General features: G+C 73.4%; 11 protein-coding genes. All 11 read right to left on the bottom strand.

Annotation, left to right across the window (positions count from 1 at the left end):
* Positions 1-70 precede the first annotated feature (70 nt).
* The 11 genes from ACIGAQ_RS07730 to ACIGAQ_RS07680 all read right to left on the bottom strand — a co-directional run bounded on the left by ACIGAQ_RS07730 (position 71) and on the right by ACIGAQ_RS07680 (position 13,742).
* The gene (locus ACIGAQ_RS07730; RefSeq protein WP_311687907.1) at positions 71-1,054 is read right to left on the bottom strand and encodes an amidohydrolase family protein; all 984 of its coding nucleotides are present in this window, start codon (positions 1,052-1,054) and stop codon (positions 71-73) included.
* Positions 1,038-2,720, bottom strand: a complete 1,683-nt coding sequence (locus ACIGAQ_RS07725) for an AMP-binding protein (protein ID WP_399779932.1) — start codon at positions 2,718-2,720, stop codon at positions 1,038-1,040. Before ACIGAQ_RS07725 ends, ACIGAQ_RS07730 begins: the two co-directional genes overlap by 17 nt.
* The gene (locus ACIGAQ_RS07720; protein ID WP_311687909.1) at positions 2,717-3,544 is read right to left on the bottom strand and encodes an SDR family oxidoreductase; all 828 of its coding nucleotides are present in this window, start codon (positions 3,542-3,544) and stop codon (positions 2,717-2,719) included. Before ACIGAQ_RS07720 ends, ACIGAQ_RS07725 begins: the two co-directional genes overlap by 4 nt.
* Before the next feature lie 121 nt (positions 3,545-3,665).
* Positions 3,666-5,183 carry an SDR family NAD(P)-dependent oxidoreductase gene (locus tag ACIGAQ_RS07715; RefSeq protein ID WP_399779927.1) on the bottom strand — a complete coding sequence of 506 codons (1,518 nt, stop codon included), beginning with the start codon at positions 5,181-5,183 and terminating at the stop codon, positions 3,666-3,668.
* Positions 5,176-6,471, bottom strand: coding sequence for a beta-ketoacyl synthase N-terminal-like domain-containing protein (locus ACIGAQ_RS07710; RefSeq protein WP_399779924.1), 1,296 nt, complete (start codon positions 6,469-6,471; stop codon positions 5,176-5,178). Before ACIGAQ_RS07710 ends, ACIGAQ_RS07715 begins: the two co-directional genes overlap by 8 nt.
* Before the next feature lie 15 nt (positions 6,472-6,486).
* Positions 6,487-7,461: a 3-oxoacyl-ACP synthase III family protein gene (locus tag ACIGAQ_RS07705; protein WP_399779921.1), complete on the bottom strand. Its 975-nt coding sequence runs from the start codon at positions 7,459-7,461 to the stop codon at positions 6,487-6,489.
* 120 nt (positions 7,462-7,581) lie between these two features.
* The gene (locus ACIGAQ_RS07700; RefSeq protein ID WP_399779918.1) at positions 7,582-8,373 is read right to left on the bottom strand and encodes an SDR family NAD(P)-dependent oxidoreductase; all 792 of its coding nucleotides are present in this window, start codon (positions 8,371-8,373) and stop codon (positions 7,582-7,584) included.
* Between the two features lie 47 nt (positions 8,374-8,420).
* Positions 8,421-9,455 carry a ketoacyl-ACP synthase III gene (locus tag ACIGAQ_RS07695; protein WP_311687914.1) on the bottom strand — a complete coding sequence of 345 codons (1,035 nt, stop codon included), beginning with the start codon at positions 9,453-9,455 and terminating at the stop codon, positions 8,421-8,423.
* A 78-nt stretch (positions 9,456-9,533) separates the two neighbouring features.
* On the bottom strand, positions 9,534-10,499 hold the full coding sequence (locus ACIGAQ_RS07690) for a ketoacyl-ACP synthase III (protein ID WP_311687915.1): 966 nt from the start codon (positions 10,497-10,499) through the stop codon (positions 9,534-9,536).
* A 5-nt stretch (positions 10,500-10,504) separates the two neighbouring features.
* Positions 10,505-12,358 carry a CoA-transferase gene (locus ACIGAQ_RS07685; protein WP_399779915.1) on the bottom strand — a complete coding sequence of 618 codons (1,854 nt, stop codon included), beginning with the start codon at positions 12,356-12,358 and terminating at the stop codon, positions 10,505-10,507.
* Positions 12,359-12,401: 43 nt separating this feature from the next.
* Positions 12,402-13,742 (bottom strand): beta-ketoacyl-[acyl-carrier-protein] synthase family protein, encoded by a 1,341-nt coding sequence (locus ACIGAQ_RS07680; protein WP_311687917.1) that lies wholly within the window; start codon positions 13,740-13,742, stop codon positions 12,402-12,404.
* Positions 13,743-13,885 lie beyond the last annotated feature (143 nt).

Here is a 13,885-nt window from a genome sequence, read left to right as displayed (position 1 = left end):
CGGTCCGCGCTCGCCGCGGCGGTGTCGGGTGGTGAGGGAATCGGGGGTGTGTGGTGCGGGGACACGGGCTTCAGTGCTGTTCCAGGCCGAGCAGCCGGGCCGCGTTGCCGTACAGCCAGTTGTCCGTGACCTCCGCGCCGAGGCCCAGGGCTGCGACCTGGCCGGCCAGCACGGCCACCGGGTCGGCGTTGACCCAGGTGGCCGAGCCGAACAGGATCCGGTCGCGCAGCGTGGTGGCGCCGTACAGCAGCAGGGGCTCCCAGCCCGAGCCGGGCCGCGCCATCCACGGCGGCCGGTGCGAGGAGATGTCGAGGTAGACGTGGCGGTGCCGCTGGGCGATGGAGATCATCTCCAGCACCCACGGCCAGGCCGCGTGTCCGGCCACGATCGGCAGCCCGGGGTGGCGGCGGGCGATGTGGTCCACGTTGCGTGGGTGGCACAGGTCGTGGGCGTGCCGGGCGAAGTGGTGCCCGGTGTGCAGCCACAGCGGCATGCCGAGCTCGTCCGCCCGCCGGTAGACGGGGTCACAGGCGGGGTCACGAGGATCGGTGCCCTGCCAGAACGGCGTCACCGCGAAGCCGCGCATCCCCAGGGCGTGGCAGCGCTCCAGCTCCGCCACCGCCCGGTCGGGATCGGTCAGGTCGATGCCGGCCCACGCCTGGAGCCGGTCCGGGGCCTTGGCGGCGACGGCGGCGACGCGGTCGTTGACGTCGTCGCCGTCGGCGGTGGTGCCGCCGCAGCTCATCAGGATCTGGTGGACCACTCCGTTGCCGTCCATGGTCCGCACGAGGTCGCCGGGGTCGGTGCGTTCGGGCCGGCCGGCGACGAGCAGGTCGATCGCGCCGTCGCGGTCCCCGGCGTCGAGCCGGGCGCGGAAGGCCGCGTACTCGGCGCCGAAGACGCTCGCGGCATGCCGTCCGAAGGCCCGCAGGTACGTCGGCGCGACAGCGGCGAGGTCCTGGAAGTAGGTGCGCCAGCAGGCCCGGTCCAGGGCCAGCGCGCACACGTCCACGACCCGGTGCCGGGCCACGGGCGGATCAGCCGACGCGTTCACGGGTGACCTCGATCCCGGCGGCCGCCCGGTCCCAGGTGTCGGGGGTGATCCCCTGGGCCCGCAGCACCTCCTTGCGTACCTTTCCCGTCTCGGTCAGGGGGAGTTCCGGTACGAGACGGACGTAGCGCGGCACCATGAAGTGCGCCATCCGTGGCAGCAGGTAGGCGATGAGCTGCTCCGGGTCGAAGGGCGGCGCGCCGGAGCGCAGCACGAGGACGGCCAGGATCTCGTCCTCGGCGTGCTCGCTCGGCACGGCCACCGCCGCGGCCATCGCGACCGCCGGGTGGCCGGTCAGCTCCGCCTCCACTTCCGCCGAGGACACGTTCTCGCCACGGCGGCGGATGGCGTCCTTGATGCGGTCCACGAAGAAGAAGTCGCCGTCCGGATCGCGCACGACCGCGTCGCCGGTGTGGAACCAGCCCTGGCTCCAGGCAGCCGCTGTGGCCTCCGGCATGCCGTGGTAGCCGTGGAACAGCGACCAGGGCCGGTCCGCGCGCAGCACCAGCTCGCCCACCCGGCCGTCGGGAACGTCGATGCCGTGCTCGTCGACGACCCGGCACTGCACTCCGGGGCGCGGCCGCCCGCAGCTGCCGGTGCGCCGCGGGTTGAGGGCCGACACGAGGGGCGCCGACGTCTCCGACATGTTGAAGCCCGTGTAGACGTCCACGGCGAAGCGGCGGCCGAAGTCCAGGGCCTGCCGGTTGAGGGGGATCACGCACGCGGCGCGCAGCGGGTGGTCCCGGTCGTCCGGCGCCGGCGGGACCTCCAGCAGGAAGTCGGTCATCGAGCCGAGCAGCGTGCACATGGTCACCCGGTGCCGGCGGACGAGGTCCCAGAACTCGCTCGTGCGGAACCCGTCGGTGACCAGCATCGAACCGCCGTACAGCAGCATGCAGTACGCGACCTCGGTGCCGCCGCCGTGGCACAGCGGCAGGTTCAGCAGGTACCGGTCGTGCTCGGTGATCTCGTCGTCGAGCAGCGCCGTCACCGTGGAGTAGTGGTGGACGTAGGAGACCAGGACGCCTTTGGACGGCCCGGTGGTGCCCGACGTGTAGATGACCGCCATGGTGTCCCACGGCGCGACCGGGTCGGGCGGCGGCGAGAACTCCTCCGGCCGGGCCCACAGCGCCTGCGGTCCGAGGAGGCGCGGGGAACCGGGCAGCCTCTCGGGCAGCAGGTGGTCCCCCGGGTCGCCGAGGACGACGACGTCCTCCAGCCGGCCGCCCCCGGTGCGCGTCAGCCGTTCGACGAGCTGTGCGTGCGCGACGAGCACACGCGCGCCGGAGTTGTCCAGTACGTGGTCGAGCAGCGCGCCCCGATAGGCGGTGTTCACGGGCACGTGCACGGCACCCAGGAGGTTGACGCCGAACCAGACGCGCAGCGCGTGCCTCCCGTTGGGCAGCCAGCACAGCACCGTGTCGCCGCGCCGCACGCCGAGGTCCCGCAGCGCGGCGGCGGTGGCGCGCGCGTCGTCGTAGACCTGCGCGTAGGTCCACCGGGTACCGTCCGCGAAGACGGCGTACACGCGTTCGGGGTGGGCGGCGGCGCGGGCGGCCAGCAGTTCGCCCGTGACGCAGTGCTCGGCCTTCGGCACGCGGGGATCGCCCGGCTTCAGGATCTCCACGAGCGGGCCCGGGGCGGCGTCGGCGGCGGCAGGGGCCGTCATTCCGGCAGCCCCGGCACGTCGGTCATGTGCCCGCCGACGGTGTCGTAGTGCCGCAGCGTCCGCAGGTAGTGCTCCCAGTTGGCCAGGGTCTGCGCGTTACGGCTCACCGGACGCACGGGGATCAGCGGGCCGATGCCGACCGCCGCGGGGCGGGTGACGGCCCACAGGACGACGTCCGCGATGTCCGAGGGGTCCAGCAGGTCCTCGACGCCGACGCCGAGGGTCTCGGGGTCCTGCGCCAGGTCGGTGCGGACCCAGCCGGGCAGTACGGCCACGGCCCGCACCCCCACGTGCCGGTTCTCGATGTCCACCTGGGCGGTCAGCGCGTTCAGGGCCCGCTTGGTGATGGAGTACGGGGCCGACCAGTCCGCCTGGAGCAGGCTGCCCTCGGAGCTGATGTTGACGATCCAGCCGTGGCCGCGCTCCCGCATGCCCGGCAGCACGGCGCGGATGAGCAGGAACGGCACGTCCAGGTTGAGGTGGAACGCCTGCCGCCAGTGCCTGGGGTGTGTGTCGTGGATGGGGCCGGTACGGGCCAGGGCGGCGTTGTTCACCAGGATGTCGACGGGGCCGAGGGCTTGTTCCGCCGCGTTCACCGCGTCCTGGGGCGCGTCCTTGGCGGCAAGGTCGGCGGGCAGGGCCAGGACGGGCACCTCGTAGGCGGCCACGTCCCGCTCCACAGAGGCCAGGTGCTCCTTGCGACGCGCCACGAGCGCGACCGAGGCGCCCGCGCTCGCCAGCGTCCGGGCGATGCTCGCCCCGATGCCCGAGGAGGCACCGGCGACGAACGCCACCTTTCCCTTCAGAGGCCGTTCCGCGGTCACCTGCGGCTCCCTTCCGGACATGCGGCCGTCACCCGGCCGGCCGTCACGAGCGCACCGCGCGGGGCGGGCCGCCCGACGGCCGCTTCGCGGAGCCGGGATCGGAGGCGGGGTCGTGGAGTCGTCACGGCCGGGCTCCTTCCGTCGTGGGGTTCAGGTGTGGCAGGCCGGCCAGGCAGTGCCCGCCGCCGTCGATCCGCAGGGCCGCGCCGGTCAGTCCGGCCGCCGCGGGGCTGATGAGGTAGCAGAGCAGCGCCGCGACCTCGTCCGGTTCGCTCATCCGGCCTGTGGGCACGAGCCGGTTGGTGGCCCGCAGGAAGGCCGGGTTGGTCACGTCCGTCATGGGGGTGCGCACGAATCCGGGCAGCACGGTGTTGGCCCGTACCCCGTAGCGGGCCGCCGAGGTGGCGAAGTGGTGGGTGTACAGGGTCGTCGCCGCCTTGCTCAGGCCGTAGCTCGCCAGGTTGGCCACGGGCGCGCTGACCGCGGCGAGGGAGGACACGGCGGCGACCGCACCGCCGCGCCCGGCCGCCGCCCACCGGTCGAGCAGGGCGTCGCAGGCGCTCGCGTAGGACAGGGTGTTGAGGCTGAGCAGCCGCTCACGCTGAGGCGTGTTGTCGCCGGGGCCGTCGAAGGTGACGGCGCCCGCGGCGTGGGCCAGCGCGTCGAGGCCGCCGGTGTGCTCCCAGGCCCGGCGTACCAGCTCGGCGGCCTGACCCGGCGTGGACAGGTCGGCGGTCACCACCCAGGCGCGGCCGCCGTGTTCGCGCAGTTCGGCCGCCAGCTTCTCCAGTTCGGGGCGGCGCCGGGCGGCGAGCACCACATCGGCGCCGCGCGCCGCGCACTCACGGGCGATGCTGGCGCCGATGCCGCTGCTCGCGCCGGTGACGAGGACGACCGAGCCGTCCAGCCGGAAGGGGTCGGGTATGCCGGGGCCGGGGTCGTGCACCGGGCGGGCGGCGCGCGCCGAGGGCATGGGCACGACGGTGGCGTCGAGACCGCCGTCCAGCGGCAGGGTCTCCCCCACCACGTTCCCCAGGCCCCGCGAGGCCAGCACCCGCAGGGCCGCGGCCAGTTCGGCGGGCTCCACCGGGCGGCGGGTGACCAGGTGACGCAGCAGCTCGTTCTCGGCTTGCTCGGACAGCACGTGTCCCAGGAACGGGGCGTAGCCGACGCGGACGGTGTTGGCGGCCACGCCACGGGGCGCGCAGCGCTTGGCGAGGTGCTGCCACCAGGCCTGGTCGGCCGCGCGGGCCGCCGCGGCCTCCGGCCCGGCGCCGGCGTGCACGTGCGGCCCGGCGTCGGTGACCAGCACGGCCCGGCCACGGCCGCGGCGGGCCATCGCCAGCAGCACGCGGGCCACCCGACCGCGGCGCAGGGGCGCCGAGGGGCGAGCCCCGAACGCCTCGTTGCCGACGGCCACGACGCAGTACACGTCGGGCGGGCCGCCGCCGGGCGCGTCGTCGGCCTCCTCGACGTGGAAGCCGTGCCGTTCCCAGGCGGCCCGCACCGCGCGGGTGTGCGTGGCGCCCGGTTGCGACTCCAGCAGGACGCGGCTGCCGACGGGGGCGAGCGACCGGCTGGGCGACACGCCGGCCCCGGGACCGCCCGGGGGCGTTCGGTGGGCGGTGGGCTCAGTCATCGGCACCTCCCAGCACGATGGCGCTGGCCACCGAGCCGATCGTGTAGTTGAGGCTGAGGGCCAGGTCGATGCGGGCGGGCCGGCCGCGGGTGCCGGGCACGGGGTCGAAGGTGCACACGTCGGCCGGTTTCTCGCAGTTGGCGGTCGGCGCGATGTGGCCGTGGCGCATCATCAGCAGCGTCGCCGCCACCCCGATCGCGCCGAGCGGTGCCCCGCTGTGGCCGAAGACGGCCTCCTGGACGGTGACCGGCAGCGTGGCCGTGCGGTCACCGAAGATCGCGGGCATGAGGGTGCTCTCCATGACGTTGAACGCCCGGTCACCGGTCGCGGCGCCGTTGACGTAGTCGATCTCCTGCGGGGTGGCGATTCCGCGCAGGGCCGAGCGGGCGGCGCGCACGGCTCCCGAGCCCGCGAGGTCGAGGGCGAGGTTGGGCTGGGCGTTGCGGGTGGTGGTCTGGGCGAGGATCCGGCCGTAGACCCGTGCCTGCCGGCGCTCCGCGTGGGCGCGGCTCTCCAGGACCAGGGTGGCGGCGCCGTTGCCGTAGTTGAGGCCGGCGGCGCGCTCGTCGTAGGGGCGCATGGGCCGGTCGACGAGGGTGGCGGTCTGCGGTTCCGTGCCGCTCACGGACCGCTCCTCCAGCTCCGCGTACTGGCGCAGCCTGCTCTCGCGCCAGTAGTCGGCGCCGGTGACCACCGCGATGTCCACCTCGCCGGCCGCGATCATCCGGGCGGCGTTGCCGAGGAGCACCGCCGAGGAGGCGCAGCCGCAGGACAGGGTGTAGCTGGGGCCGGTGGCACCCACCAGACCGGCCTGCGTGGTCTCCACGTCCGACATGACCGCGTTCAGCACGTTGCGGAACAGCAGGGAGCGTGCCTCGCGCGGAGTGATGTGCCGGGCGTCGGCCAGCAGCACCGGCAGGTACGTGTCGACGATGGCGTCGGCCGTGGCGTTGCGGGCCGCGAGGACCGCGGCCTCGCGCAGTGCGCCGGCCCGCCAGTCGAGGTCCGCGTCGGCACACGCCTCCACCAGGGCCAGCAGCCCGTAGAGATGGAGGTCCGAGTACTTCTCCACGAACCGGGCCGGGATCTCCGGCAGCCGCTCGGTCACGGTTCCGGGGTCGAGGGGAACGCTGCCGAAGTACGTGCCGTCGTCCTGCCGGAGGAACGAGTCGCCGTGTGCGACGGCCGCCCAGAACGCGTCGGGGGTCGCCGTCGGCCCGGTGCGGCCCGGCAGGCAGAAGCCCATGCCGGTCACCAGCGCGTCCCGGGCGCCCTTGGTCGAGGTCACCGCTCAGCCCTTCGCTCAGATCCGGTACAGCAGGCCGCCCCAGCACCAGACCCCGCCGCCGATCGACGGGGAGAGCACCAGGTCGCCGCGCTTGACCACGCCGCGTTCCAGCAGCTCCGACACGGTGGTCGGGATGGAGGCGCTGGAGACGTTGCCGCGGAAGGAGAGGTTCGTCAGCACACGGGCCGGGTCGGCGCCCAGATGGTGCTGGATGCCCTTGGCCAACGGCTCGGTGCCCGAGTGCGGGATGAGCCAGTCGATGTCGGCCATGGTCAGCTTGTTGCGTGTCAGGAGGTCCTCCACCGCCTCACGGACGTGGGAGAGTGCCACGTCGTTGAGGTCCGGATGGCTGCGCACCCAGCCGTGTTCACCACCGGCCGCGGACATGTGGGCCAGGGCGCCGTCGGTGTGGAAGACCGAGTCGATCAGTCCGCTCGGGCCGCCGGGCGTCGCCTCCAGGACGCAGGCGCCCGCCCCGTCGGACACGAGCATCGCGCCCTTGGAGCCCGGCCGCACCCGGCGGGTGACCCGCTCGGTGGTGGCGACCAGCGCCTTGCGGTAGCCGATGGGCGAGGTGAGCAACGCCGCCGCCGTGTGCACCGCCTGGATGAACCCGGCGCAGGAGCCGGCGATCTCGAAGGCCATCGGGCCCTTCATGCCGAGCTCGGCGGCGGTCAGCGCGCCCACCTCGTGCACGTAGTCGCGGTCCGTCCAGTGGCTGACGACGACCAGGTCGATGTCGCCCGCGTCGACGCCTGCCCGATCGAGTGCCTGCCGGGAGGCCTGCGCGGCCATGAAGACCGGGGTCTCGTGGTCACCGGCCCGGTAGCGGGTGCGGACCCCGACGCCGCCGATGACACGGTCCTCCACGACACTCGTCGTCGCCTTGTCGACGCTTTCGTTCGATATTTCCTCGGAGCCGAAGTAATGGCCGAACCCGGTGAATCGAATTCCGGCGTCCGACCAGATTCCGTGATGTTCTGAATTCACCCGTGAAAAGCTAGTGGCGTCGGCAGGGTGCCGCATCGGGCCTCCAGTACTCGATCAGGGGCGGTGCGGGTACGCGAAGTACCGGCAGATAAAAAGGGAATGAGGCCCGGCGCCGTGGTCTCACGGAACCCAGCCGGGCGGTCCCCCACCGTCGATCCGGATGACCGAACCCGTGAGGTAGGGATTGTCCGCGGCGAAGCACACCGCGTCCGCTATCTCGTCCTCGGCGGCCCAGCGGCCCAGCGGCACGAAGCGTTTGAGTCCCTCCATGTACCGCGCGTGCCGCGGGAAGGCCGTGCTCTTCTCACGCAGCGCCTCCCCGTCCATCACGCCGGGCGCGACGGCGACCACGCGGATCCCGTACGGGCCCAGTTCGTAGGACCAGGTGCGGGTCAGTGCCTCCACGCCGGCCTTCGCCGCGGTGTAGGCCGACTGCCCGTAGGCGCCGCGCGCCAGGCCGGAGGACACGTTGACGATGACGCCCGGCACCTCGTGCCGGACCATGCTCGCGGCGGCCTCACGGCCGACCAGGAACACGCCGGTCAGGCACAGGCGCAGCGTCCGTTCCCAGTCGTCGAGCGGGTGGGTGAGCAACTCGCCGCCGCCGTCGCGCGGTGTGCGCAGCAGGAGCCGGGAGAGGTTGCGGCCGGCGTTGTTCACGCACAGGTGCAGCGGCCGGGTCCGCGTCAGGTCGGCCACGGCCTGCCGTACGGACTCCTCCGAGGTCACGTCGGCCCGCACCGCGTGCAGGTCCAGCCCCTCGGAGCGGGCCATGGCCCGCACCTTCTCCAGCCGTCCCTGATCGAGGCCGAACACCGTCGTGCTCCAGCCCTCGGCCGCGAGCCGTCGGGCCACGGCCAGACCCAGGCCCCTGGTGCCGCCGGTCACCAGCGCGTTCCTGGCTTCGGACAACGTCGCTCTCCCCTCTCCCTGTGCGTCGTCCCCCGTGGCGCGGTGGCTCACCGGTACCGGAAGACCATGGCGCCCCAGCTCAGGCCGCGCCCGATGCTCACCCCGAGAAGCAGCTGCCCGGGTTTCACCGTGCCGTCGTGCACGAATTCGGAGAGCGCGCCGGGCATTCCGACACTGGAGGTGTTGCCGCGCCGTGGAAGGTTCAGCAGCATGCGCTCGCGGGGGATGCCGATACGGTCCGCCATCGGGTACAGCAGATTGGTGTTCGCCTGGTGCGGAACGCACCAGGAAATCTGATCCGGCGAAAGGCCGTTGCGTTTCAGAACGGATTGCCCGGCGTCCACGAGCATGTCCGGTGTCACCTCGGAGAGCACCCCGCCGCGCATCACCATCTTGTCGTTCTCGTCGATGTCGAAGGCGTCGTAGTAGCGGCCGTCGGCGTGCAGCACGATGTCGATCAGGCCGCTGCGGCTGGGCAGTCCGTCGGCGCCGGCGCCCACGGACTCGCCCCGCCGCCATACGGCCGCGGCGGCGCCCGCGCCGAACAACGCCGAGTTCCGGAACCGGAAGTTGAGGATGTCCCGCGGGCTCTCGGCACACACGACCAGGGCGGTCCGCGCGCTCGTGGTCGCCAGCAGGCCACGGGCCACGACACTCGCGTACAGGAAGCCGGCGCAGGCCACCGCCGTGACGTCGAAGCAGTACGCGCCGTGCGCGCCCAGTTGCCGCTGCACGGGCAGCGAGATGTCCATGTAGTTGTTGCCGAGCGAGGAGGGGTTGGCCCGCGGGCGTGCGGTGGCGCTGGTCCCGACGATCAGGTCCACGTCGGAGACGTCGAGTCCCGCGTCGTCCAGGGCGGCACGGGCGGCCTTGACGCCCATCTCGGCGAACCGCTCGTCCGGTCCGGCCCAGTGGCGGGAGGCGACGCCGGTGTGCTCACGGATCCAGGCGTCGTCGACGCCCAGCCCGGGCAGGCGCTCGAAGTGGTCGTTGGTGACGGGTTCGCCGGGGAAGTAGTGGCCGACACCGCCGAGCACGACCGGCGGCGGGGCGCCGTCGAACGGCGACTGGGGGCTGGACATGACGGATCGTCCTTTCCTCGCGGAGGGTGAGCGGGTCGTCCGGCGCCCGGGACCCGGCTGGTCACGTCAGGCGGGCGCTCAGAGCTGGTAGAGCAGCGCCCCGGAGAACCAGCCGGCGCCGGCCGCGGGCGACAGGATCACGTCTCCCTTGCCGAGGCGGCCGGACTCGACGTACTCGGACAGGGCTGTCGGGATGGTGGCGCTCGTGGTCTGGCCGCGGGTGTGCAGGTTCGTCAGGACGCGTGCGGGGTCGGCGCCGATGCGGGCCAGGAGTTGTTCGCTGATCCGGACCGAGCCGGGGTGGGGCACGACCCAGTCGATGTCGGCGAGGGTCATGCCGTTGCGCCGCAGGACCAGGTCGGTGGCCTCGCCCGCGGTCTCGGCGGCCACATCGGCGATGGTGGGCAGGCTCACGGTCCAGCCGTCGGTGCCGCGCGCCTTGGAGACTCCCGCGTGTTCGCCGTAGCTGAGCACCACCGAGTCCCGCAGCCGGGAGTCGTCCGGCGGCCCCACCTCCAGCACCGCGGCGCCGGCGCCGTCCCCGCCGACGTAACTGCCGCGGCGTCCCGGTTTGAGCCGCCGGGAGAACTGGTCGGAGCAGATCACCAGGGCGCGCCGCCACTGGTGGCTGGTGAGAAGCGCGGCGGCCGTCTGCACGCCGTGCACGAAGCCGACGCAGGCGGCGCACACGTCGAAGGCCAGCGCGCGCCGGGCGCCGAGCCGCAGTGCGATCCGCGGCCCGTCCTCGGGCGCGTACCTGCGTTGCGACCAGGACGAGAAGACCACCAGATCGAGGTCGCCTCCCTCGAGTCCGGCGTTGTCCAGCGCCCGGCGTCCGGCCTCGACGGCCATGTACGGCACGGTCTCGGAGTCGTCGGACAGATGACGCCCCGCCACGCCGAGGTCGGGGCCGAGGATCGCCGCCTCCATCGCGGGTGCCTCCGGCAGGTCGGCCGGGGTCGGCTCCCAGCGCTGCGGGAAGTAGTGGCCGAAGCCCCGGAAGGACAGACCCCGGCCCGCCCAGATTCCTCCTGTCACTGCCATGCTCCTCACCTGTAGAAACCCTGCGGGTCGAGACTGCGCAGCCAGGCGACCTCCGCCTGCGTCACCTCCGGCTCGGGCACACAGCCGGACGTCGGGGCGGGCCAGCGGGTCAGCTGCGCCACCGCCTCCTGGGGAGTGGCCGGGCCGTCGTAGCCGGGCGGGAGCCAGGTGGCGAGCCGGAACGGGCTGCCGGCGCCGCCGTCCCGGCGGAACCGCCCGAAGTGGCTGACGACCTCGCGCACTCGGGCGCCCGGGCTGGTGACGTAGGCGACGCGCTCGACGAACTTGCGCGGGGACGCGGTGGACAGCACCAGGCAGTCGGTGCTGGTGGCGATGTCGTTGGCGCCGCCGGAACCGGTCAGCCAGCGGCCGTCGGCCAGCAGGCTCGTGTTGATGTCGCCGCGGCTGTCGACCTCGCCGGCCGCGAGGACGCCGAGGCAGCGCCGGTTGCCCGCCACCATGCCGCCGAGGATCTCGGTGATGCCCGCCAGCTGCTGGGAGCGCGTGGCGTGCAACTGGCTGAAGAGGAAGACGTCGCCGGGCTCGGGATCCATGCCGTAGAAGCCGAGTTCGGCACAGACGGGGACGCGCACGCCCTGCTCGCGCAGGCGCGCGGCGGCCAGCCAGGCGGCCAGGTGGGACACGCCGATGCCCGCGAGCAGGGTGTCGTAGCCGTCCTCGGTGACGCGCTGGACGATGGCCCGCGCGCCGAGGATGACGGTGCGTTCCTGCCGGCTCACGGGCGTGCGGGGCTCCGGTCGCGGGCGGGGGGTGGCCGCGGCCCGCGGTGGTCGGGCGGTGAACGGCGGCGCGGGGTCGCGGGGCGGGGTGACGGGTGCCCGGGGGCTGAGGGGCCGGGCGTCGAGGGTGAGTTCGGCGCGACGGGCCGGTCCCAGCTTGCGGAGGTAGGCGGCGTGGCTGCCGGGTTCCTCGACCCACTCGCGGTACCACTCCTTGGCGCCGTCCTCGGTCGCGAGGCTCTCCACGAGCTCGGTGAGGAAGGCGTAGTCGTCGCGGTAGCCCGTGATGTCCTGGGTGGCTTCGCCGGTGCTGAGGCCCCGCAGGGACTGCGGGTGGGCGCCCAGCGGTGCCTCGCACAGCGCGACGACGCGCTGACCGGGGATCACGACCCGCTCCGGGTGGGCGTCGACGAACGCGTCGGGCACGATGCGCTCCACGGACGCGAGGACTCCCCGCCGGGCGGCGTAGGCCGCCCAGGCGCCCTCGCCGGCGGGCGGCACGAGCACGATGTTGCCACGGCGGTCCGCGCACGCTCCGTGCAGCAGCGTCAGGTCCGGTCGCAGCGGTTCCACGAGGCCGAAGGTCCGGTCGGTGCCGTGCGGGTCCGCCATCCGCACGAACTTCGGGGTGCCGTCCGCCGTGCCGCCGTCCCCGCCGGGCAGGGGGCCGCGTCCGCCCGCGGCCAGTCCGCGCTCCAGATCACTGCCGACCAGCGAGGCGGTGACGCCGTACGGCAGGCCCGTCGCGCCGGCCGTCAGCCGTTGGGTGAAGCTCAGCAGCGACCACAGTTCGCAGGTGAAGGGCTCACCGCGGGCCAGGTCGCGATAGAGCGGGTTGGGGCGCGGTGTGGGGTAGGTGTCGCCCAGGAAGCAGGTGATCAGGTGGTCGACCGCGCCCGACATGGTCAGGGCGTGCATCGCCGTGTGCGTCGCCGACGTGCTGACGGTGAACGCGCCCCGGCCCGCGAACTGCCGGGCGAGCGCGTAGACCATGGCGTTCGGCCGCGCCATCGTCATGGCCAGGTGCAGGTGTGTGCCGGGGGTGACGTACCGGGACACCAGGGCGTCGACGTCGGGGACGACGGCGGGGTGCCGTGCGGGTCCGCTGTGCGTGGTCATGGTCTCCTTCGCAGGGTCGGTCCGCCGGGGGGCGGACCACCGGTCAGGCGGCGCCCAGCACGAGCACCGAGGTCTGGCTGCCGATGGCGAAGGCGAGGGACACCGCGAGGTCCAGCTCACCGGGGCGAGCCCCCTCGCCGACGTGGTCGTGGTCGCACTCCGGATCCGGCACCGAGTCCGCGTAGTTGGCGGTCGCGCACAGGGTCTGGTGCTGCAGGGCCAGGGCGGTTGCCGCCGCGTTGACCAGGGCCGTGGCACCGAGAAGGTGTCCGTGAACGGGCTTGAGGGACGTCAGGGGCGGCCAGGCCGAGCGTGGGCGGTCCGCGTAGAGCGCGCCCAGCATCCGGCTCTCGGCCACGTCGTTCTTCGGGGTGGCCGTGCCGTGCCCGCAGAACCAGCCGACGTCCGCGGGGGCGCGGCCCGCGTCGTCGAGGGCCTCCGCGACCACCGACGCCGTCACCTTGCCGCTCATGTCCATGCCGAACGGATGGGTGGCCTCGTTCCGCGCCCGGTGGGACAGCACACGCGCGTAGCCGTCGACGCCGCGGGCACGGGCGTGGTCCTCGCGTTCGAGGCACAGTGCGATCGCACCCTCGCCGAAGACGAAGCCCTCGCGGTCGCGGGTGTAGGGCCGGACGGCGCGGCGGGGGTCGGCCGACTCGGTCGACAGCACGCCGTCGCCCATGGCCGTGAAGGACTCGAAGACCAAGGGCGTGAGCGGGAACTCGTACCCCAGCACGAGCGCGGCGTCGGCGCCGCCCGAGCGGATCAGGTCGGCGGCGAAGCCGAGGGCGTGGTGTCCGCCGACGCAGGCGCTGCTGAGGGTGGTGACGAGTCCGCGCACGTCCCCGTGGATGGCCGCCAGGGTGGCCGGGGCGCCCGGCATGCCGCGGAGCATCGCGCCGCTGTCGGCGAAGTGCCGCTTTCTGGCCGCTGCCCGTCGGGCGGCGCTCGCCTCGGCCGCTTCGGGGTGCGCACCGTCCGTGAGCACGTTGCTCACCCATTCGAGGGGGCCGCGCGAGGACGACGCGATGAGGGACAGCCGGTGCGGGTCGATCTCGCCCTGTCCGAGCCCCGCGTCACGGCGGGCCTCCTCCACGGCCGACATGGCGGCCAGGGCCTCTCGTGTGTACCGGCCGGCGAATTTCTCGTTCAGGTCCGGCAGGAACTTCCGGTGGTCGAAGTCCCGCAGTTCGCCCGCTGCCCGGACGCCGGTCGGTCCCGGAGCGCACCGCGTCAGCGGGCCCAGACGTGAACGGCCGTCACGTACGTCCTGCCAGAATTCGTTGACGTGGGTTGCACCGGGGAGCATCACACCGATACCGGTGACGAGTACCGGGCCCCCACGGTTCTGCCCTGCGGTGGATTCAGCCAGTGCAGCCATGCCGAAAACGTATCCGGCGCTCAACTATTCGACATCGTTCCACCGGTACCGGGCACATTTTCCCGCCGGTACCGGAGGTACCCCTGAAGAGGAAGTACCACGGATACCGGACGGCTTGGGATTTCGGGTACCGGAGGCCTGTT

It is taken from the genome of Streptomyces sp. NPDC085932 (genome assembly GCF_044540525.1).
Lineage (GTDB): Bacteria > Actinomycetota > Actinomycetes > Streptomycetales > Streptomycetaceae > Streptomyces > Streptomyces levis.
The sequence above is the reverse complement of the archived record's forward strand: the minus strand, read 5'-3'. Positions and strand labels throughout refer to the sequence as shown.